13 protein-coding genes are annotated in these 22154 nt (G+C 47.2%); 11 read left to right on the top strand and 2 right to left on the bottom strand.

Translation table 11 applies throughout. From position 1 onward, the window contains the following. Positions 1-128: 128 nt before the first annotated feature. Positions 129-758 (bottom strand): phosphoribosylanthranilate isomerase, encoded by a 630-nt coding sequence (gene trpF / locus H3H32_RS17960; protein WP_182464035.1) that lies wholly within the window; start codon positions 756-758, stop codon positions 129-131. 296 nt (positions 759-1054) lie between these two features. On the opposite strand from trpF, the gene H3H32_RS17965 reads away from it, so the two are divergent. The 6 genes from H3H32_RS17965 to H3H32_RS17985 all read left to right on the top strand — a co-directional run bounded on the left by H3H32_RS17965 (position 1055) and on the right by H3H32_RS17985 (position 12448). Next, positions 1055-1393 carry a PadR family transcriptional regulator gene (locus tag H3H32_RS17965; protein ID WP_182464036.1) on the top strand — a complete coding sequence of 113 codons (339 nt, stop codon included), beginning with the start codon at positions 1055-1057 and terminating at the stop codon, positions 1391-1393. Between the two features lie 94 nt (positions 1394-1487). After that, complete coding sequence (locus H3H32_RS17970; protein ID WP_220472654.1) at positions 1488-4130, top strand: ABC transporter permease; 2643 nt, start codon at positions 1488-1490, stop codon at positions 4128-4130. A 92-nt stretch (positions 4131-4222) separates the two neighbouring features. Further along, entirely contained in the window at positions 4223-6376 is a 2154-nt protein-coding gene (locus tag H3H32_RS17975; RefSeq protein WP_309547163.1) for an ABC transporter permease, read from the top strand. A gap of 101 nt (positions 6377-6477) precedes the next feature. Beyond that, the gene (locus tag H3H32_RS38025; RefSeq protein ID WP_309547168.1) at positions 6478-6894 is read left to right on the top strand and encodes an ABC transporter permease; all 417 of its coding nucleotides are present in this window, start codon (positions 6478-6480) and stop codon (positions 6892-6894) included. Positions 6895-7004: 110 nt separating this feature from the next. Further along, on the top strand, positions 7005-9650 hold the full coding sequence (locus H3H32_RS17980; protein WP_220472655.1) for an ABC transporter permease: 2646 nt from the start codon (positions 7005-7007) through the stop codon (positions 9648-9650). A 134-nt stretch (positions 9651-9784) separates the two neighbouring features. Beyond that, the gene (locus tag H3H32_RS17985) at positions 9785-12448 is read left to right on the top strand and encodes a permease prefix domain 2-containing transporter (RefSeq protein WP_220472656.1); all 2664 of its coding nucleotides are present in this window, start codon (positions 9785-9787) and stop codon (positions 12446-12448) included. Positions 12449-12532: 84 nt separating this feature from the next. On the opposite strand, the gene H3H32_RS17990 is transcribed toward H3H32_RS17985, so the two are convergent. Next, positions 12533-13387 (bottom strand): sugar phosphate isomerase/epimerase family protein, encoded by an 855-nt coding sequence (locus tag H3H32_RS17990; protein ID WP_182464037.1) that lies wholly within the window; start codon positions 13385-13387, stop codon positions 12533-12535. Between the two features lie 218 nt (positions 13388-13605). Between H3H32_RS17990 and H3H32_RS17995 the strand changes: the two genes are divergently transcribed. The 5 genes from H3H32_RS17995 (at position 13606) to H3H32_RS18010 (ending at position 22144) form a co-directional block, all read left to right on the top strand. Continuing rightward, a complete protein-coding gene (locus H3H32_RS17995) occupies positions 13606-13944 on the top strand; it encodes a PadR family transcriptional regulator (protein WP_182464038.1) in 339 nt (112 codons plus the stop codon). Between the two features lie 135 nt (positions 13945-14079). Next, on the top strand, positions 14080-14925 hold the full coding sequence (locus H3H32_RS38030) for a permease prefix domain 2-containing transporter (protein WP_309547164.1): 846 nt from the start codon (positions 14080-14082) through the stop codon (positions 14923-14925). A gap of 184 nt (positions 14926-15109) precedes the next feature. Further along, the gene (locus H3H32_RS38035; protein ID WP_309547165.1) at positions 15110-16717 is read left to right on the top strand and encodes an FtsX-like permease family protein; all 1608 of its coding nucleotides are present in this window, start codon (positions 15110-15112) and stop codon (positions 16715-16717) included. 103 nt (positions 16718-16820) lie between these two features. Next, on the top strand, positions 16821-19451 hold the full coding sequence (locus tag H3H32_RS18005; protein ID WP_182464039.1) for a permease prefix domain 2-containing transporter: 2631 nt from the start codon (positions 16821-16823) through the stop codon (positions 19449-19451). A gap of 89 nt (positions 19452-19540) precedes the next feature. After that, the gene (locus H3H32_RS18010) at positions 19541-22144 is read left to right on the top strand and encodes a permease prefix domain 2-containing transporter (RefSeq protein ID WP_182464040.1); all 2604 of its coding nucleotides are present in this window, start codon (positions 19541-19543) and stop codon (positions 22142-22144) included. Positions 22145-22154 lie beyond the last annotated feature (10 nt).

The following is a 22154-nucleotide window of genomic DNA, read 5'->3' on the forward strand; positions in this document are numbered from 1 at the left end:
CAATGATAGTAGGTAATACATAGTAGTGGTAAATGGTTTATAGTATTTAGTTTACGGCTGGCTGACGCAAGAAGATACTAACGCATGAGCCAACCGTAAACTAAATACCATAAACCGTAAACCAGCTACTACTCTTCCTCAATCGCTTCCAGAATATCCATTAGCTCCCCGAATTCTTTATTACCGGGTCGTTCTTCGTCGCCCCCGCTGAGCGAAATCCCCTGAACGGGCAAATCGGCCAGTAGCTCATGAATATTCTCGGCTGATACGCCAATTCCCAATAAGACAGGATAACGCGACGCCAGCCGCTGAAGGGCACTTTTTAGTTCGTCGTCGAGGTGAAGCGGGCTGTTGCTTTCGAGCAGTATGTAGTCGGCTCCAGTTGCAGCGGTCTGGAATAGAGTGTCGAGTTGATCGAGCGTTAACTGCGCCAAATCGACCTGTAGAATAAAGCGCAGGTTATCCTTCACTTTCGTACTCAGATAAGGTAATAGCGCAGCTTCATCAACTTGTAATAAGTCGGGTTGGTAGGTATCGAGGAGTTGCTCAATTACTTCGGGATCGACCGATGTTGTTTCGCCAACAATCTGCACGCCTGCTACCCAGCCTCTGATTTCAGCAAACTTTTTCGGCTCTACATAATCCGGCGAGTCGGCATCCATTGAGAAGCCAAGCATGTCTACACCCATACCGGCGCAGTAGCGAGCATCGCTGAGATTGGTAACGTTAGATATTTTAACGATCGTTTTGAGAGCCATACGTCAATAAGCAGTTATCGGTAATCAGCGAATAGTCGCCATCGTGGAGCTACAAAGTTACGGACAGTCGGGCATTGTACTAGCTACCGGTAGACTAGATAATTTGACGCAGATCGGGAAAAATTAGTTGTGGAATTTCCCAACAAAAATCATCGTACACATGTTCGGCACCGGACAAAAACTGTACGATTTCGGACAACTCTTATCAAGTACATCGTCTCAAATAAGCCATAAAGCCACTTTTCGAGAATTGGCAAAGCATTTGTTCTACAAAAGTTAATATTATCAGGTAAGTCATGAAACGAACGTACTTAGGCGAGTTTGAAGAAATCGTTTTACTAACAGTCGCGGTCCTGAACGACGCTGCGTATGGGGTCGCTATTACCGACGAGCTGGATCGGCAAACGGGGCGCTCCGTCAGTATCAGTGCCGTTCACGCAGCCTTACACCGGCTCGAAGAGAAAGGCATGCTTAGCTCACACATGGGCGAAGCTACAGCTGAACGGGGCGGTCGACGAAAACGCCTGTTTACGGTTACGGCACTGGGCAGTCGGGCCTTACACGATATCCGAGCCATGCGCGACCAGTTATGGAATTCAATTTCGCCAAACGCTTTACCGGCCATCAGCATATAAATAGCAGAGGGCGTAGGGTTTGGGGCAGAGGGTGAAGCTATTCTAATCAACTACTCCCTCTACCCTTACCTCTCTGCCCCCAAACCCTTTCGCTATGAATACACAACCACCCCGCTGGGCCGACCGACTACTGGAATGGTTCTGTGCTCCGCACTTGCTGGAAGAGGTGCAGGGCGATTTATATGAACGTTACATGCGGGATGTGCGTCGGCTGGGCGCTCCCAAGGCGAACCAGCAGTATAGTTTAAATGTGCTACGTTTCCTCCGTCCTTTTGCCCTTAAACGAAAACCGAATCCGAATTCTCAACCGGAGTGCCGGACCACTCCTTTATTCAGAGCTGCCATGTTAGAAAACTATCTCAAAATCGCCTTCAGGAATCTGACTAGAAACAAGGCATACTCAGCCATAAACATTATTGGATTAAGCATTGGGCTGGCTGCTGCCATGCTGATTATGTTGTACACCAAAGACGAAGTCAGTTACGACCGCTTTCATGCCAACAATCCGCTTATTTACCGGATTACCAGCCAAAACATAACCCCTGCAGGTGTTCCTGACCATAAACAACCCTATACCGGACTTTTTCCGGGGCCAAAATTCCATGCTGGTGTTCCTGAAATAAAGGCGTTTGTGCGCTACCGGGAAAATCATCGGGATATGAAACAAGGCAATGAAGTAAACAGCCAGAGCGTCTATTTTGCCGACACTAGCTTCTTCTCGGTATTTACGTTCCCTTTACTAAGCGGCAACCCTAAAACCGCCTTACAAAATCCTCACTCGGTTGTGATTTCGGAGGAGATCGCCGAGAAGAACTTTGGTACAACAAATGCAGTTGGGAAGACCCTGTTTTTTAAAGAAGACGACAAATTTGAACCGCATACAGTAACGGCTGTTGCGAAAAAATGTCCGCAGAATTCATCCATCAAATTTGATGTATTGATGCCGATGCTAGTAAAGCCGGAGGAGATGGCCAACAATGAGAATTGGTTCAGTGTGTTTATGAACACGTTCGTCGTTCTTAGCCCAAATGCCAATCTTAACGCTGTGGAAGCCAAAATGAATCAGGTGTATCTGGCTGATGCACAGGAGGCTATCAAACTGATTACCAAAAAGTTTGGCAATCAGGATCTGACTCAATATGCGCTCCAGCCTTTCACAGACATGCACCTAAGCCAAGAGCTTCCTGCCAGTAACGGTCTTGTCGACGAAAGCAATCCTACGTTTTCCTACATCTTATCGGGTATTGCCTTATTCATTCTCCTAATTGCCTGCATCAACTTTGTTAACCTAACCGTGGCCCGTTCGCTAAAGCGAGCGAAAGAAATTGGCGTCCGAAAAGTAGTTGGTGGAGCCAGAGTGCAGCTCATCATCCAGTTTCTGGGCGAATCCTTTATTCTGTGCTTTGCGGCTTTTGCACTTGCCCTGATTTTGATCGAACTCGCCTTACCTACGTTCAATCAATTGGCGAACAAAGCCCTTGCCCTCTCCTATCTTTTCGATACGCAACTGGTCATTGGTTACGTTGCTTTATTTATCGTAACCAGCTTACTGTCTGGATTTTACCCGGCACTTATTCTATCAGGCTATAACCCTGTTCAAACGTTATATAGTCGCTTTAACCTTTCGGGGAAGAATTACCTGCAAAAGTCATTAGTTGTTCTGCAATTCTCGCTGGCTTCTTTTCTGATCATTGCTTCGCTGACCATCTATTCGCAGTTCAATTATTTAACGAGCAAAGACTTAGGCTACGACGATAAAAACCTGGTTATCGTCGATAAATCAAATTTGACCCGTAGCGAAGCGAAACTGTTAAAAGAAGAGCTACAAAAAGATCAAAACATTGTAGACGTTGCGCCCAAAAATGGCGGTACGTGGGGCACTGTTGCCAAAATTAACGGCGATACCCAGTTGAGCTTTATCTATGAAACCGTTAATGAAACCTATTTGCCTCTTTTTAAAATACCGATCGTTCAAGGGCGAAATTTCTCAAAAAATTTCCCTTCCGATTCGACTCATTCTGTTCTCGTCAATGAAACATTTGTCAAGAAAGCGGGCTGGAAAAACCCTGTTGGACAAGTAGTTGATTTCTGGCTCGACAGTACAAAATACAACGTCATTGGGGTTGTTAAAGACTACCATTTCATGGCACTGAATCGGGAAATCGGCCCGCAATTATTTACGATGAAACCCAAAAATCAATACGGGAAAGCCTTCATCAAAATCAGACCCAATACCGAGACGGCGAGCCTTCAATCTATCGAAAACGTATTCAAAAAGCTGTTTCCGCTAACCCCTTATTCCTATCAATTCATGGATCAGGAAAACATTAAGCGGTATGAGTCGGAGGCCAAATGGAAACAAATGGTGCTCTTCGGAGCTATACTGACCATTTTCATTTCGTGTATTGGTCTGTTTGGATTAGCCACGCTCTCGGCCGAACGACGAACGAAGGAAATCGGGATTCGGAAAGTACTGGGAGCCTCGGTTACGGGAATTGTCCAACTACTCTCCACCGACTTCCTGAAGCTGGTTTCCCTTTCGTTCATTTTTGCCTTTCCTGCCGCCTGGTACGCTATGAGCAAATGGCTCGAAAACTACCCTTATCGTATCAACATAAGCGTGTGGATCTTCCTGATAACCGCTTTCATTTCCATTTCCATCGCGTTTTTAACCGTTAGCTGGCAATCACTACGAGCCGCCATGATCAATCCCGTTCGCTCCCTTCGGTCGGAGTGAGTAATTGATAATGAAGAAGTTATAATGACTTTTTATGAGCGATAAATGAGCTGTCCACACCATTATTCATTGCACATTTTTCATTATCCATTATGATACCTCCCCGACCCGTTGGACCGCCCCGCTGGGCCAACAAATTATTGGAAATTTTCTGCAATCCGTTGCTGCTGGAAGAAGTGCAGGGCGATTTGTATGAACGATTCAATAGGCGAGTCGAGACACTCGGCGTTACCGAAGCAAGACGCCAGTTCGGCAAAGAGGTGTTGGGCTTTCTACTGCCTCGGTCGGGGCAACGGTTCGCCGGATTACCAAAAGCGTTCAGACACCAAGATGCTTATCCTAAACCTACACTTACCTTTATGTTTCGCAATTATCTGACTATCTCTTTACGGAACCTATGGCGAAACCGTCAGGTTAGCGCCATCAATACCTTTGGCTTAGCCACTGGGCTTGCCTGTGGTATTGTTATCTTCCTATTGGTCAGCTACATGTTTAGTTTCGACCGCTACCACGCCAAAGCAGACCGGACGTTCTGGATTGTAACGGATATCCGCCACGAAAACGTAGTTCCAACCGATGCCACTCCCCGACCGTTGGCCGATGTGCTCCGGCAGGAATACCCATTTGTAGAAAGCGCCGTTCGACTGGAGAATACGTTTGGGCGAATCATAAGCGTGCCGAATGGTAAAGGTGGTTTTGGGAAGAAGTTTGAAGAATCGCGGAATATCTGTTTTACGGAGTCCCAATTCTTCGACGTTTTCGACGTAAAATGGCTGAACGGAAACCCAAAAACGGCGCTAACAGCCCCAAACACTGTTGTGTTATCGGAGCGCTACGCGCAGAAATATTTCGATACAGATAACGCAATCGGCCGAACGTTGCGCTTTGATAATCAAACGAATCTGACCGTAACGGGCATCATTAAAAACCCGCCTTCGAATACCAAACTTCGATACGATGTTCTGATTTCGTACGGCACCGTTCCGGCTATGATGGGCGAAAATGGGAAACAGGCGATGCAAAACTGGGAACGCATTAACGCCCTGTGCTTTGTCGCCTTACGCGAAGGAACATCCCCTCAGCGTTTAGTGGACGCACTGACAGCTACGGGCCGTAAATACCTGAAGACCCAGGATGCCAAATTGCTCGATTTCCATGCCCTGCCTCTTTCCGATTTAAACCATAATCCACAATACGGCGGAACGGCTCCTCGCCCGATTCTGTACGCCCTGATTATTGTTGGTTTATTTCTGGTCATTGCCGCCTGTATTAATTTTATCAATATCGCTACGGCTTACGCACTTAAGCGTTCGAAGGAAGTGGGCGTTCGAAAGGCAATGGGCAGTACACGGAAGCAATTGATTGCGCAATTCCTGATTGAAACAACGCTCATTACGCTCACAGCAGTGGTTATCGCGATTCTATTCGCACAACTTGGTTTACCGCTGCTAAACAATGCCTTAGCCATTTTAGGCACCGATCTGTCGGTACTCGATCTCGTTAAACCCCGGTCGCTTATCTGGTTTGGTGCCCTGATTCTGGGCGTGATTCTGGTAGCAGGTTTTTATCCATCGTTGGTGCTTTCCCGCTTCAACCCGGTGGCCGCCTTACGAGGGCGACTCACGACGAAACAAGTGGGTAGCGTATCTGTTCGGCGTGGGTTAGTGGTGGTCCAGTTTTTCATCACACAGCTATTCATTATCGGTCTTATCGTGATGATGTCGCAGGTGCGATACATGCAGCAGAAGGATTTGGGTTTCTACAAAGATGCCGTTCTAACCGTGCCTGTTCCTACCGATGACCCCATCCGACAGCAAACCTTACGTGAGCAATTACGTGCCTTACCTGGCGTTGAACAGGTTTCGTTAGGTGCAGAACCACCAACCTCGCGCCAACGCGACCCGGTTCAGTTTACATTCGACACACATACCGAAGCCGAAAAATTTCCAACTCGCGCCAAAATTGGTGATATGAATTACATACCACTCTTCGGATTGAAACTCCTGGCCGGGCGCAATTTCAGCAACAACGATACGACCAACAGCGAGGCCATCGTCAACGCAACCATGATAAAGCAACTGGGTCTGCGTTCGCCTGGTGATGTGCTAGGAAAACGGCTTACTATTTGGGGACAGAACCGAATTGTTGTTGGCGTTGTCAACGACTTTAACACCGATGAGCTGTACGCAACAATTCCCCCACTACGCTCATCAATTACCACCCCGAGAACAATCTGGCAGCTCTGAAACTGAATCCGGCCGATTTATCAGAAACTACCAAACTGGTCGAATCTCGCTGGAACGAGTTATTTCCCGAGTACGTCTACAAAGCTTCTTTTGTGGATGAAATGCTCGACCAGTTTTACCTCAAAGAGCGCGTTCTGCTGGGGCTGATACAGGTTTTCTCATTGATCGCCATCCTGATTGGCTGTCTGGGTTTATACGCCCTGGTATCGTTCATGAGCGAATCGAAAACGAAAGAAATTGGCATTCGGAAGGTAATGGGAGCAACGACCAATCAGGTACTTTGGCTATTTGGCCGAGAGTTTAGTAAGCTGATGCTCATTGGCTTTTCATTGGCCGCTCCCCTAGGCTGGTTCCTGATGCGTGGCTGGCTACATGGCTATGCCTATCACATTGACTTCGGCTGGTGGATTTTCGCGCTGGCGTTGGGGGTTATTGTGGCTATCACGTTAGCGACTGTATCGTATCAATCACTAAAAGCAGCCATTACCAATCCGGCAAAAAGCCTACGAACCGAGTAATATGTAGAGACGCATCCTTGCGTCTCCTGTGCGTCAGCAATTAGTACCCAACTAGAGAAAACCATCCGGGAGAGGAGACGCAAAGATGCGTCTCTACACCAAACAAACCTATGCAACCACCCCGCTTAGCCGACCGCCTACTGGAATGGTTCTGTGCTCCTCACTTGCTGGAGGAAGTGCAGGGCGATTTGTACGAGCGCTACGTCCGCGATGTACGGGACGTGGGTATTTCAGCGGCTAACCAGCGATACTGGTTCAACGTCATCCGTTTTTTAAGACCATTTGCCCTAAAACGACAACACACGGAGTATTCGTCTCCACTCTTACTAAGCCCTGTTATGCTGAGTAACCATTTTAAAATCGCCTGGCGGAACCTCGTTAAAAACAAGGTGTATTCAGCCATCAATATTTTTGGGTTAGCCGTAGGGCTGGCAACCTGCCTGCTCATTACGCTGTATGTTTTTGATGAACTTAGCTACGACAAGCACCACGAAGATGCGAATCGGCTCTACCGGGTAGTTACTGGAACAAAACAGGAGAATTGGGCAGCCACTGGCGCTCCTACTGCTCTGGCCTTAAAAAACGACTTCCCTGAAGTTGAGCAGGCTACCCGGTTACTGAAATTACCGAACATGGATAAGATGCTGTTGCGGTATACGCATAACCATCAACAGAAGCAGTTCTTTGAAACGAATGGCTATTATGTGGATTCTACCTTTTTCGAACTGTTCACGTATCCATTCAACTATGGGAATCCGCGAAAAGCGATCAACCAACCCAATACGATCGTTATTTCTGAAACCCTGGCCAGCAAATTATTCGGCAAGGAAAACCCTGTTGGCAAAGTCATCAAGGTCGGGCTTCCCTTTGGCGATTACAATTATACCGTTGGTGGGGTCTTTGACGACAAAAACAAATCGCATATCGATGCTCATTTTTTCCTTTCGATGCGGAATGGCGATATAGGCAATTGGGTAGATCAGCAAAAAAACTGGGCGACCAATAACATTTTCTACACCTATATAAAGTTGAAGGATGGGGTGCATTCGGAGGCATTCGAAGCAAAATTGCCCGCCTTTTTGAATCGGCATGGAGCCGCAGATTTAAAAGCTCTAGGGGTTTCAAAAACACTTACCCTCCAACACGTGCCAGACATCTATCTAAAATCCAACATGGATAATGAGATTTCGGCGAACGGCAGCATGACGTATCTGTACATTTTTGGATCAATAGCGGCCTTTTTGCTACTGATTGCCTGCATCAATTTCATGAACCTTTCGACGGCTCGTTCCGAAAAACGGGCAAAGGAAGTTGGTATTCGGAAAACAATGGGGGCCATCCGGGCATCATTGGTAAGCCAGTTTTTGGGCGAATCGTTGCTTATGTCTCTGTTGGCTCTTTTTCTGGCATTGTGTTTTATTCAACTCTTTCTTCCTGCCTTTAATGGCCTTACGCAAAAGAACTTAGCGCTTTTCCAGAATCCTGTCTTCATTGTATCGATTGCAGTCACAACATTACTAACAGGCTTGTTATCAGGCCTATATCCTGCAATTTATCTCTCTTCATTCAGGCCAATTACGGTACTTAAAGGGAAGCTCATTAACAGTATTTCGGCAACGGCGCTCCGTAAAGGGCTGGTGGTTTTTCAGTTTACAGTGTCAATTGTTCTGATCCTGGGCGCCATCATCATCTGGCAACAATTGTCGTTCGTTCAAAACCAGCAGTTGGGCTTCAACAAAAGCCAAAAAATTGTCATACCGCTACATAGTAATCAGGCGACCACTAACTATACTGCGTTTAAAGATGAAGTCCTTAAAAATCCGAGTGTGGTTTCGGCAGCGAGCGGCTCCACTTATCCCGGTATTCCGAGTGATAATGATCTTCTTTTTTATGCAGAAGGGAAATCGGTTCATGAGGCCGTGGATATAAATTTTGCAACGGTCGAGAACGATTATGTTGAAACGCTGGGCTTCAAACTTTTGTACGGCCGGGCTTTTTCAAAAAACTTCACGGCCGACTCTGCGAGCATCATCCTCAATGAAGTAGCCATCAAACAACTAGGTTATGACCCCAAAACGGCTGTAGGGAAGAACATTTATTTTGATTGGCAGAATGTGCGCCATCCAATGAAAATCGTGGGAGTGGTCAGAAATTATAACTACGAGAGTCTACATCAGGAAATAAAACCGTATGGGTTAACGACTACGATTGGCGATAAACACCATTATTTTATCGCTAGCGTGCAAACAAAAGAGTACTCTAAACTTCTGGCAGACATTGAGCAATCCTGGAAAAAGATAAACCCGGATACACCTTTTTCGTATTCATTCCTCGACCAGGATTTTGAACGGAATTACCAAAAAGATCAGCGAACATCCAGCATAGTCCTCTATTTCACACTGATTGCCATTGTGATTGCCTGTTTAGGGCTGTTCGGGCTGGTTGCTTTTTCAGCGGAACAACGTACTAAAGAGATTGGCATTCGAAAGGTGTTAGGCGCATCGGTACCGAGTATTGTAGCGCTTCTTTCCAGGGAGTTTGTACGTCTGATAGTTGTGGCCAATCTACTTGCTGTACCCATCGCGTGGTACGGCATGAACCTATGGCTCCATGATTTTGCCTACAAGGTTTCGATTCAGTGGTGGGTGTTTGTACTAGCGGGTTTGCTGGCACTCAGTACAGCCTTACTAACGGTGAGCTTCCAAAGCATTAAAGCCGCCCTGATGAATCCGGTGCGCTCCCTGCGGTCGGAATAGGGAATGAATAATGGAGAATGTACCGCGCGGGCGGCCCCGAATGAATAGTGAACCGCATTGGCAACTCCGATAGTGGATTGTATCTCCTGTAATCCGTGACCCACATTATCCATTATTCATTATCCATTAAAACCATGCAACCACCCCGCTCCGCCGACCGCCTACTCGAATGGTTCTGTGCTTCTCATCTGCTGGAGGAAGTGCAGGGCGATTTATACGAGCGTTTCGTTCGCGATGTGCGGGAGGTGGGTATTCCAGCGGCAAATCAACGATACTGGTTCAACGTCTTGCGCTTCATCCGTCCATTTGCGTTGAAACGACAACCTAATCAATATTCAGCACCAAGTCTAGTTAACCCACTTATGCTACGCAACTATTTCAAAACATCGATTCGTAATCTGGCCAAACACAGAGTCAGTACGCTGATTAATTTGTTGGGACTTACGCTGGGCGTTACGGCCTGTCTGGTGATCTACCTAATTACCAGTTATGAACTGGGCTACGATACGTTCCATCCTGATGGTGAACGCATTTATCGAGTTGTTGGGGATGTAAAGTACAACGCAACCGACGAAAAACATTCGGTGGGTTTTCTGCCAGCTCCTGTCCCGCAAGCCTTACGGAAAGAAGTGGCAGGCCTCGAAACCGTTGCGGCCTTTCATAATCTCGAATCGGATGTATTGATCCCGAACGGTAAAGAAAAACCGATACGATTTGAAAGCCGACGGCGGACTGGAGGAGACGCGAATATAATTGTGGTTGAACCGCAGTATTTTGATATTTTCAAGTACCAGTGGCTGGCTGGCAATCCCAAAATAGCCTTGAATGAGCCCTTTAAACTGGTTTTGTCCGAACAGAAAGCCCGTACCTATTTCGGCGATTTACCCCTTTCGGAAATTATTGGGAAAGAGCTTATCTACGAAGATTCGGTTCGGGTTAGTGTATCGGGTATTGTGAAGGATTGGGGCAAGCCAACCGATTTTACATTTACCGATTTCATTTCGTTTGCGACCATACGCGCCAGTCAACTAAAACGAGGCATCAATCTTGACGATTGGAACGACAACTGGTCGGCTTCACAAGCTTTTGTGAAACTGCCAGCTGGTTCAACGCCCAATCAACTAACGGCCTCGCTCCAGCAATTCTCGAAAAAACATTTTCAGGCAGACATGAAATTCTGGCCGGCTCTTCAACCGCTATCCGACCTTCATTTCAACGAAACATACCAGGACAATTACAGCCGGAAAGCCCACCTACCAACGCTCTATGGACTGATGGCTATCGCCGGTTTTATTCTATTGATTGCCGCCATCAATTTTATCAATTTATCTACTGCGCAGTCGGTACAACGGGCCAAAGAAACCGGTATTCGTAAGGTGATGGGAAGTAGTCGGGCTAATCTTGTCATGCAATTTCTGAGCGAAACTGTCTTTTTAACGTTCGTCGCTGTCCTTATCTCGCTGGTACTCGTCAATCCAATTCTTTCCGCTTTTCAATCGCTAACGCCCAAAGGGTTAACCTTTGATTTATTCAGTTGGCAAACGTTGATTTTCTTAGGGATTGTTACCCTGGTTACCTCACTCCTATCGGGCTTCTATCCATCGTGGGTATTGTCGTCCTACCTTCCTGTGCTGACATTAAAAGGCCAGACGGCCGTAACGGGCGGCCAAAAAGGCTATTTACGTAAAGGGTTGATTGTCTTCCAGTTTACGGTTTCGCTGGTGTTTATTATCAGCACGTTCATTGTAAGTCGGCAACTCAACTTTATGCGCAATGCCGATCTGGGCTTCTCGACCAATGCCATTATTGAAGTCCACACTCATCATGACGACAAGAGTCTTGTGTTAGCCGAAAAAATTAGAAATCTGGCTGGTGTTGAGCAAATTACCCTGCAATGGTTTCCTCCGATGGGTTCGGCGTACATGGTAACCAAGCTCAAATATCAAGGCAAAAAGGAAATCGAGATGGATGTGTCGGCGAAGGCTGGCGATGCAAACTTTATTCCGCTGTATAAACTCCGACTGCTGGCAGGTCGCAACTACCTGAAAAGTGATTCGCTCCGGGAACTGGTCATCAATGCTACGTATGCGAAAGCGCTAGGCTTTAAAAAACCAACCGACGCCATTAACGAACTCATTGAATTTCAAGGCAGAAAATACCCAATTGTGGGCGTAGTAGCCGATTTCCATGAGCAATCGTTTCACGAAAAGATCGAACCGACGTTCATCGGCTATTTACCCCGGCAATCAAAAAACATAGGGGTTAAATTAGCAACCCAAGGCGGGCAACTAAGCGATGTAAAAGAGATTCTGGCCAGTATCGAGCAGGAATGGAAGACCGTTTATCCAGACAACAAATTTGATTATTCCTTTCTGGACGATTCCATTGCCAGGCTCTACGAAAAAGAACAGCAAACCAGTCAGCTCGTCAATACCGCAACCGCTATAGCGATTCTGATTTCTTGTATGGGATTATTTGGCTTAGCTACGTTTACAGCCCAGCAACGCACCAAAGAAATTGGCGTTCGCAAAGTATTAGGAGCTTCGGTAGGTAGTATTGTTGTGCTCCTCTCGAAAGACTTCCTGAAGTTAATCATTATTGCTTTGTTACTCTCCTCGCCAATTGCCTGGTGGGGCATGAATCAATGGCTAAAGGACTTTGCTTATAAGATCGATATGGCCTGGTGGATCTTTGCCCTGGCTGGCATTCTGGCCGTAGCAATAGCCTTACTAACCGTTAGCTTTCAAAGCATTAAAGCCGCCTTGGTGAACCCGGTGAAAAGTTTGCGGAGTGAATAATGTAGAGACGCAATCCCTTGCGTCTCCTCTTGCCGGATGGTTTTGGCTGACGCAAGAGGAGACGCAAGGGATTGCGTCTCTACATTACTGCACCTTCACCCGATTATACATCTCACGGAAATTCTTCACGCTTTCGGCAATTTCGGGGCCGTTGTTTTCCCAGTGATATTCGTATTCCACATTGATGGGTCCTTTAAAATGCTGGCGTTTTAGCTCGGCAATAACCTGCTCAATCTTGCAGTCGCCTGTGCCCCAGATAACGTCGTGGTATTTGCCATCAGGCGTATCTTTTTTAACGTCTTTGAAGTGCATGCCCAAAACGTGTCCGTTCAGCTTTTTCAGGCACTCGACTGGATCAAGTCCCGACCGAACCCAGTGGCCAATGTCGGAGCAGGAACCTACGTATTTGCTGTTGCCAATAGCTGCCAACACAGTATCGGGATGCCAGTAGCGCGATGGTTTGGGGTGGTTATGCAGCGCGACGTTGATTTTGTATTCATCAGCCAGTTTCCGTACCAGCGGCATTTGCGCAGGCGTAGGCTCTGAGTTGATGTTCAGAATACCCATGTCTTTGGCAAACGCAAACAACGTCTTCCATTCCTCATCCGTTTTGGGATTCACAACCCCATAGGCGGTAAGCGTCAGGCCCTTATCTTTGATTAGCTTCTTCACCGCCTGGCGAGTAGCGGCATCCATTGTAAAATCCATTTTCCCTTCTACGCCACCGCCGATGGTCTGCCCCGGAAAAGCTTCTACATATTTCAGGCCGCAACTATCAATTTTTCGTAGCGCTTCAGCAAAGGTGAATAACCGAAACGAATAGGCCTGAGAGCCCAGTTTCCAGCCCGCTTTGTCTTCGGGTCCTTTCTGCGCCAGTACGGGAGCGACGCCTATCGAAAAGAGCAGTCCGAAGAGCAGGAATTTTGTCAAATGTTTCATAGAAAAGCGAATGAGTTGTTTCTAAACCAAAGGAACAACGAAAGTCAGTTTACCTATTTGCGCTAAAATTGGCCCTGTCCCAAACCGTACAATAATTGTCCGAAACTGGACAACAGGAATTTGCCCCTTTCTTTAAAAACAGCGTTTCCAAGCGCTTAAGGCACTTATCTCAATCTGGCAAAGCATTTGCTCAGCAAAACTAGAACTAATTAATGGCCATGAAACGAAGCTATTTGGGCGAGTTCGAAGAGATCGTTCTGCTGACTGTTGCCGTGATGGAAGGACAGGCGTATGGCGTAGCGCTCACACACGAAATCATTGAGCAAACCGGGCGCTCGGTTCGCCTGAATCAGATTCACGCGGCCCTGCAACGACTGGAAGACAAAGGCATGGTGAAGTCTGAAATGGGTGAGCCTACTGCCGAACGGGGCGGTCGCCGGAAACGGCTGTTTACCGTTACCGCCTACGGTCGGCGGACGTTGCAGGAAATTCAGGATGTGCGGGCAAATCTGTGGACCCGGATGCCCGACCCATTCAACCCAGCTATTAGCTTATAACTAATGGATAATGAACAATGGATAACGTAAAATGTATCCTATGGCCGACTCATAACTCGTGAACTTCCTTATTCATTCGGGGCCGCCCTCGCAGTCCATTTTACATTATCCATTTTACATTATTCATTGTCCACTATGCCCCCGCCCCGCCTAGCCGACCGAATCCTCCGCTTCTTCTGCGCTCCCCACCGGCTGGAGGAAGTGCAGGGCGATTTGCACGAGGAGTTCGCTTATCAGGTCGAGCGGATTGGCGAACGGCGAGCACGCTGGCGCTACTGGCGGGACGTGTTAGGATTCATGAAACCATTTGCGATTAAACGTACAATCAGAGCATACCCTACCCCAACAAATACAACTATGCTACGAAACTATCTCAAAATTGCCTTCAGAAACCTCGTTAAGAATAAGGCCTATTCAGTTATTAATATCGGCGGACTGGCTGTTGGCATGGCCGTAGCGATGCTGATTGGCCTTTGGTTGTGGGATGAATTATCGTACGATAAATACCATAAGAATTACGACAGTATCGCCCAGGTATGGAGTGGTGGAACTGACCCGCAAACCAGTAAAATTGGGGGGTCTATTTCGCTACAATTTCCAATGGGAGCCATTCTTAGAACGAAGTACAAACACTATTTCAAACATGTGTTGATGGCCTGGTGGGTAGGCGGTTATACATTAAAACTGGGTGATAAAAATTTCCAGAAAACGGGGGAATTCATCGAAGCCGGCGCGCCGGAAATGCTTTCGCTACATATGTTAAAAGGAAGCTATGCGAGCTTAAGCGACATGCATTCCATCATTCTGTCGAAATCGACGGCCGAGACGATGTTTGGCAACGATGATCCTATCAACAAATCCTTAAAAATTGACAATCGAATTGATGTAAAAGTAACAGGCGTTTATGAGGATATACCGAAGAATGCCCGTTTCGGCGAAGTGCAGTTTTTTTTCTCCCTGGCCATTGTGGGTTGTTTCTAACGAGTGGATAAAAAATGCTGAATTCAAATGGGATAACCGATCCTTTAACATCTATGTCCAGCTACAGCCAGCTGTAACACTGGCAAGTGCCAACGCCGGTATTCGGGATTTTTATTATAAAAATTCACCTACCAGTTTTTTCAAAGAAATGCAAAAATATAAACCATTTGCTCAGCTAGTTCCCATGAGTACCTGGCACTTATATTCGGAATTTGTGGACGGCAAACCCGCTGCCGGGCGCATTACGTTCGTTTGGTTATTTGGTATCATTGGGGTATTTGTGTTGTTGCTGGCCTGCATCAATTTCATGAATCTCTCGACGGCCCGCTCCGAGAAACGAGCTAAAGAAGTGGGTATTCGAAAAGCCATTGGCTCTATAAAATGGCAGCTCATCAACCAGTTTATGAGCGAATCATTTTTAGTCGTTGTCCTGGCCTTTGCCTTAGCCGTACTACTGGTTGTAACGTCGCTGTCCTGGTTCAACGAATTGGCCGATAAGGATATGACTTTACCGTTTACTAATCCTGTATTCTGGCTTATTTCGCTGCTGTTTATTACCCTAACGGGTTTTCTGGCGGGGCTTTATCCGGCTTTCTACTTGTCTTCTTTCCAACCCGTTAAAGTCCTTAAAGGAACGATTCGGCTGGGTCGCTTTGCGGCATTGCCCCGCAAAATTCTGGTAGTTGTTCAGTTTACCGTTTCGGTGGTTCTGGTCATTGGGACCATCATCGTTTACCAGCAAATCCAGCATGCCCGCAACCGACCAATCGGGTATAATCGGGAAGGATTGATCAACCTCTCCATGAACGACCCTAATTATAAAGGGAAGCACGAGCTACTAAAAAGTGAATTGATCAATACAGGCATGGTTAGCGATGTGGCCTTTTCGTCCAATCCATTAACGGCCGTTTGGAGTAATTCGGGAGGCTACGACTGGCGAGGCAAAGAACCCGAAAAAGACAATGATTTCGCCGTTTGCGAGGTCACGCACGATTTTGGCAAAACGGTTGGCTGGCAATTTATTGATGGTCGCGATTTTTCAAGAGCGTATTCGACTGATTCATCGGGCCTGATTATCAATGAAACAGCGGCTAAATACATGCATTTAAAAAAGCCGGTTGGCGAATTTGTGAAAGGCTACGATAAAGTATCGACCTGGAAGATAATCGGCGTGATTAAAGACCTGGTGATGCAATCGCCCTATGAGCCCGTCAAGCAGACATTCTTTTTTCTGGACAAAAACTATGCGGGGTCAAGCCAACTGACGCTCAAGATCAAGCCAACGGTTAGTGCTGCGGCTGCTATTCCGCAGATAGAAGGCGTGATCAAAAAAATAGTCCCTTCGGCTTCCTTCGATTATAAATTTGTGGACGAGCAGTATGCCGCCAAGTTTTCGGCCGAAGAGCGAATTGGCAAACTCGCTTCTGTTTTCGCTGCACTCGCCATTCTCATCAGTTGTTTGGGTCTTTTCGGACTGGCTTCGTTTGTAGCGGAACAACGCACCAAGGAAATCGGTGTTCGCAAAGTACTGGGAGCTACCGTCACCAATTTGTGGGGGCTACTCTCCAAAGACTTTGTCTTTCTGGTCATTATTTCCTGCCTGATTGCGGTGCCCATCGCCTGGTATTTCATGAATCAGTGGCTCCAGAAATACGAATACCACACCGACATTGAATGGTGGATTTTTGCAGCCGCCGGTATAGGCGCCCTTGTCATCACGCTACTGACCGTCAGTTTCCAGGCAATCAAAGCGGCCTTAATGAACCCGATTACCTCCCTACGGTCGGAATGATTAATGGATAATGAACCGCGTGGGCGGCCCCGAATGGATAATGCCTTCTAAACGATCGTGGCTGCCTGCTCTCATTGTCCATTTTACATTATTCATCTTCATTATGAGACCACCCCGCTTAGCTGACCAACTGCTCCACTTCTTCTGCGCTCCCCACCGACTGGAGGAGGTACAGGGTGATTTGCATGAGGAGTTCGTCTATCAGGTCAGTCGCATTGGCGAACGTCGGGCGCGCTGGCGCTACTGGTGGGATGTGATCGGATTCATCAAACCATTTGCCGTAAAGCGGGAGTCGAATCAATATCCAAAACCAACAAACACGGACATGCTACGTAATTATTTAAAAGTCGCTTTTCGAAATCTGGTCAAAAACAAAGGGTACTCGGCCATCAATATTGGTGGGCTATCGGCTGGCATGGCCGTAGCGATGCTGATTGGCCTCTGGATCTACGACGAACTCTCCTACAACACGTATCACCAGCATTATGACCGTATTGCCCAGGTTATGCAGCACCAAACGGTCAATGGGCACATTAGTTCACAAGAATCCATTCCTGCTCCGCTGGATGCCGAGTTGCGGGCCAAGTACGGTACCAATTTTAAACACCTGGCATTGGCGGCCTATCCAGGCGACCGGATTCTGTCATATGGTGAAAAAAAGATGGCTCGCCCAGGAAACTACATGGATGCTGAAATGCCCGAGATTCTGTCGTTGCATATGCTGAAAGGCAGCCGTAATGGGCTGAAAGAACTCAATTCTATTTTGCTATCGGCCTCAACGGCAAAAGCCCTTTTTGGCGATGCCGATCCGATTGGTAAACTCATCAATATTGAGGGAAAGGCCGATGTGAAGGTAACGGGCGTTTACGAGGACTTACCGTTCAACACAGAGTTTCATGACCTTACATTCATTGCTCCCTGGAAGTTATACGTAGCAACGCAGCCCTGGGTAAAGCAGGCGCTTGACAAGCAGATTTGGGGTGAAAACTCGTTTCAACTGCTTGTCCAGCTTGCCGATAATACGGATATAAAAACAGTGAGTGATCGGATCATAAACGCTAAACTGGATAACGTACCCACCGAAGATAAGAAATACAAATCGGAGATTTTTCTGCACCCGATGAGCGACTGGCGACTGCATTCTGGCTGGGAAGAGGGCGTTCAGACGGGCGGCTATATCCAGTATGTCCGGCTGTTTGCTATCGTTGGCCTTTTTGTCTTGCTGCTAGCCTGTATCAACTTTATGAATCTGAGCACGGCTCGTTCGGAAAAACGGGCCAAAGAAGTGGGCATTCGCAAGGCGGTTGGATCAGTACGTAGCCAGCTTGTCAAGCAGTTTTTTAGCGAGTCGTTTTTGGTGGTTTTCGTTGCATTTGGCGGAGCCATACTGATTATTCTGGCTTTACTCCCCTGGTTTAACGAGGTAGCCGCCAAGCAACTCGTTTTCCCCTGGACGAAGGTTCCATTCTGGGTAGTGAGTCTGGGGTTCATCCTAATTACTGGACTATTGGCAGGTAGTTATCCTGCGTTCTATCTATCATCGTTCCAGCCGATTAAAGTCTTAAAAGGTACGTTTAAAGTGGGCAGTCTGGCAGCTGTTCCGCGCAAAGTGCTGGTTGTGATTCAGTTCACCGTTTCCATTACGTTGATCATTGGCACTATCATCGTTTATCGACAAATCCAGCACACGAAAAATCGACCGCTCGGCTACAATAGCAACGGCGTAGTGATGATTCCAATGCTATCGCCAGCGTTTTACGGCAAATACGACGTCCTGAAAACCGACCTCAAAAATGCAGGTGTTATTCAGGAAATAGCCGAATCATCCAGCCCAATGACGAGCGTTTGGTCAAACACGAGTGGCTTTAGCTGGCAAGGCAAAGACCCATCGCTCGACACCGATTTTTCATCCATTTGGGTAACACACGACTTCGGCAAAACAGTAGGCTGGCAATTTAAAGAGGGCCGCGATTTTTCGAGAGCGTTCACAACCGATTCATCGGCCATAATCATCAACGAAACGGCTGTCAAGTTTATGGGGCTCAAACATCCCATTGGTACGGTTGTCAGATGGGGGGATGAAAAAGATCCCAGAACAAAATATTTTACCATCATCGGTGTGATCAAAGATGTATTGGCTGAATCGCCGTATGAGCCAGTGAAACAAGCCATTTACTTCATGGATTACAGTAATGTCAACTGGATCATGCTCAAACTGGACCCAAGCAGAAGCACCAGCGAATCCATAGCGACAATTGAATCTGTTTTCAAAAAACACATTCCCTCGGCTCCGTTCGATTACAAATTTGCCGACCAGGAGTTTGGTAAAAAGTTTGCCTCAGAAGAGCGGATCGGTAAGCTGGCAGGTGGCTTTGCCATACTGGCCATTTTCATTTCCTGCCTGGGGTTGTTTGGCTTAGCTTCGTTCACGGCCGAGCAACGCACCAAAGAGATTGGAGTTCGCAAAGTGCTGGGCGCTTCAGTGCTGAATCTGTGGAGTATGCTCTCTAAAGACTTCATCGTACTAGTCATCATCTCCTGCCTGATCGCGTCGCCAATTGCTTACTATTATCTGGGCACATGGCTGAAGGATTACGATTACCGTACTGAACTATCGTGGTGGATTTTTGCAGGCTCAGCCGCTGGTGCTTTGCTTATTACGTTGCTAACCGTCAGTTACCAAAGCATTAAAGCTGCACTGGTGAACCCCGTCCGTTCCCTACGGTCGGAGTAAATTAATGAACAATGTATAATGGATAATGTCCCCTCAACGATCACGATTATCTCTCTTCATTATTCATTATCCATTTTACATTATCAATTATGACCCCGCCCCGCTTAGCCGACCGTCTACTTCGCTTCTTCTGCGCTCCTCACCGGCAGGAGGAAGTGCAGGGCGATCTGCACGAGGAATTTTTCTGGCAAGTCGAGCGGATCGGTGAACGACGCGCCCGTTGGCGTTACTGGTGGGATGTGATCGGATTTATTAAACCCTTTGCCATTAAGAGAAAACCCAACGGATTACCCTCAACCCCTTTGTTTAGTATGGATATGTTTCGAAACTATTTCGCCATTGCTCTGCGTCAGTTGTGGAAAAACCAGCTGTTCAGCACGTTAAACATTGTCGGGCTGACCGTTGGGCTTGCCGTTAGTACGTTTATTGCACTCTACGTCTGGCACGAGTTTCACTACGATCGGTTCGAGCCCTTCGCCGATCGTACGTATCAAATTATATCGATGGTTAAATATGGTGGTGACGATGTCACGTTTAGCGGCCACCAGGAATCGTTTGGGCGGAAGATCAAACAGCAACTTCCCGAGGTAGAGCAAGTTATCCAACTGTCGGAGGGACTAAATAGTATTGTGTTGGAGTCGGACGTGAATCATCGCTTTAAAGAAGAAAAGATTGGCTATGCTAACGGATCGTTCCTGCCAGCTATGGGTTTTCAACTGCTTCAGGGCGATCCTAAAACAGCACTGAGCGAACCGGGACGTATTATACTGACCCGACCATTGGCAGAGAAGTATTTCGGCAAGCAAAGTCCCATAGGCAAAACGCTGATTTTCGATAAGCATTTCCCGCTCACCGTTTCGGCAGTACTCGACGACTTACCAACTAATTCAGAGATTGAGTTCAATGCGCTGGTTTCGTTGAGTTCGATGCCCACACTTGGACCAGCTCAACAAGGTATGTTCAAAGGAGGAGGATTTCTAATGACCTATCTCGTCGTGCAGCCGGGAGCTAACCTAAGGGCCATTGAGAAAAAACTGCAAAATGTAAAACCCGATGTACAATTTGCAGATATTACACCTAAATACTTCCTGGAGTCCTTATCCTCAATCCATTTAGATAGTCGGGGTACGCCAAAAGATTCTCGACAGTCCCTATATATTCTGTTGACAATTGCCCTGATTATTCTGGCGTTAGCCGCTATCAACTACGTAAGCCTAACCACTGCCCGTGCTACCAAACGAGCCAAAGAAGTAGGCATCCGAAAAGCCATTGGTGGTGAGCGACGTGAGCTTATCGGCCAGTTTTTTTTCGAATCGTTCCTGACTACTACACTGGCTTTTGCATTATCACTAGCCCTCTTACAAGCTATTTTCCCCTGGGCCAACCACGCGCTCGACTTACACATAGATAATCGGGTATTGTCGCAGGGGCCATACTGGGGACTGATGCTTGCCTTATGGCTTAGCTGCTCACTGCTAGCAGGTGCCTATCCAGCCCTTCTCTTATCCGGGTTCCGGCCTGCGCTGGTACTCAAAGGGGCAACGAATTTCAGGTATGGCGGGACTGGTCTGCGCCAGGTGTTCACCACGATCCAGTTTTCGGCGAGTATTGGCCTGCTGATTTGCAGCGTGGTCCTTTATTCGCAAATGAGATTTCTACGGACGAAAAGCCTAGGTATCAATCGGGCTCAGGTAATGGCCATGTATATCGACAGAGATATGAAATCGCAATTTACGGGTCTGCGTGATCATGTACGGCAATGGGCTGGGAGCGAAAATGTAGCCTTTGCAGATAGACCATTATTTACGAATAACATACCAACGATGTTTACCCAAACGGAGACGAATCAGAAGCAGCTTATGGTAAATCTTCTGACCGTTGACAAGCCATTTTTTGATATGATGGGCGTTCACTGGGTACATCGTCCAGTTGGTTGGGAAACAGGTCCGATAACAAAAGAATTATGCGTTTATAACCAGACGGTTATGAAGGAGGCAGGCATTAAAGGAAATCCGATGCAACAGCCCGCTCCTTTTAAAAATCAGCCCGCAGATGGTATTGCAGTCGATTTTCATGTGCGTAGTTTGCATGGCTCTGTTTCCCCAATGAAATTAACCGTTATCAGCGATACTAGTCGTTCTATACTGGACAATGGTGGCTATCTATTAATTCGCTTAAGGCCACAAACCAACGTACCGGAAGCACTTGCCCAGCTCAAGGAGTTATACGATCATAGCCGTCCATCCGCGCCCTTCGATTACTATTTTCTGGATGAAGCCTATGATAAACTCTACGCTAAAGAGGAACGTTTGGCCCGTTTGTTCAACGGATTTACCGCCCTCACGCTATTGGTGGCCTGCCTGGGTTTGTTGGGTCTGATGACTTTCTCGGTCGAAGCCCGCACCAAAGAAATCGGCGTTCGAAAAGTGCTCGGTGCATCGGTTGGCAGTATTGTCACATTACTCTCGAAAGATTTCGTCAAGTTGATTCTGCTAGCCATAGTGATCGCTTCACCCATTGCGTGGTGGGCGATGGACAAATGGCTTCAGGACTTTGCCTACAAAATCGACATCGCCTGGTGGGTATTTGCCTTGGCTGGCGGCCTGACCACTGGCATCGCCTTACTGACCGTCAGTTTCCAAAGCATCAAAGCCGCCTTGATGAATCCCGTTAAATCATTGCGGTCGGAATAAAATAATGGAT

This window comes from Spirosoma foliorum (assembly GCF_014117325.1).
In the GTDB taxonomy this organism is placed as follows: Bacteria; Bacteroidota; Bacteroidia; order Cytophagales; family Spirosomataceae; genus Spirosoma; species Spirosoma foliorum.

Bases quoted from the DNA above. Each gene is read 5' to 3' on its own strand.
- trpF (WP_182464035.1), bottom strand. From the start codon at position 758: ATGGCTCTCAAAACGATCGTTAAAATATCTAACGTTACCAATCTCAGC.
- H3H32_RS38025 (WP_309547168.1), top strand. From the start codon at position 6,478: ATGCTCGACCAGTTTTACCTCAAAGAGCGCGTTCTGCTGGGGCTGATA.
- H3H32_RS38035 (WP_309547165.1), top strand. From the start codon at position 15,110: ATGAGTACCTGGCACTTATATTCGGAATTTGTGGACGGCAAACCCGCT.
- H3H32_RS17980 (WP_220472655.1), top strand. From the start codon at position 7,005: ATGCAACCACCCCGCTTAGCCGACCGCCTACTGGAATGGTTCTGTGCT.
- H3H32_RS17965 (WP_182464036.1), top strand. From the start codon at position 1,055: ATGAAACGAACGTACTTAGGCGAGTTTGAAGAAATCGTTTTACTAACA.
- H3H32_RS38030 (WP_309547164.1), top strand. From the start codon at position 14,080: ATGCCCCCGCCCCGCCTAGCCGACCGAATCCTCCGCTTCTTCTGCGCT.
- H3H32_RS18005 (WP_182464039.1), top strand. From the start codon at position 16,821: ATGAGACCACCCCGCTTAGCTGACCAACTGCTCCACTTCTTCTGCGCT.
- H3H32_RS17985 (WP_220472656.1), top strand. From the start codon at position 9,785: ATGCAACCACCCCGCTCCGCCGACCGCCTACTCGAATGGTTCTGTGCT.
- H3H32_RS17975 (WP_309547163.1), top strand. From the start codon at position 4,223: ATGATACCTCCCCGACCCGTTGGACCGCCCCGCTGGGCCAACAAATTA.
- H3H32_RS17995 (WP_182464038.1), top strand. From the start codon at position 13,606: ATGAAACGAAGCTATTTGGGCGAGTTCGAAGAGATCGTTCTGCTGACT.
- H3H32_RS18010 (WP_182464040.1), top strand. From the start codon at position 19,541: ATGACCCCGCCCCGCTTAGCCGACCGTCTACTTCGCTTCTTCTGCGCT.
- H3H32_RS17990 (WP_182464037.1), bottom strand. From the start codon at position 13,387: ATGAAACATTTGACAAAATTCCTGCTCTTCGGACTGCTCTTTTCGATA.
- H3H32_RS17970 (WP_220472654.1), top strand. From the start codon at position 1,488: ATGAATACACAACCACCCCGCTGGGCCGACCGACTACTGGAATGGTTC.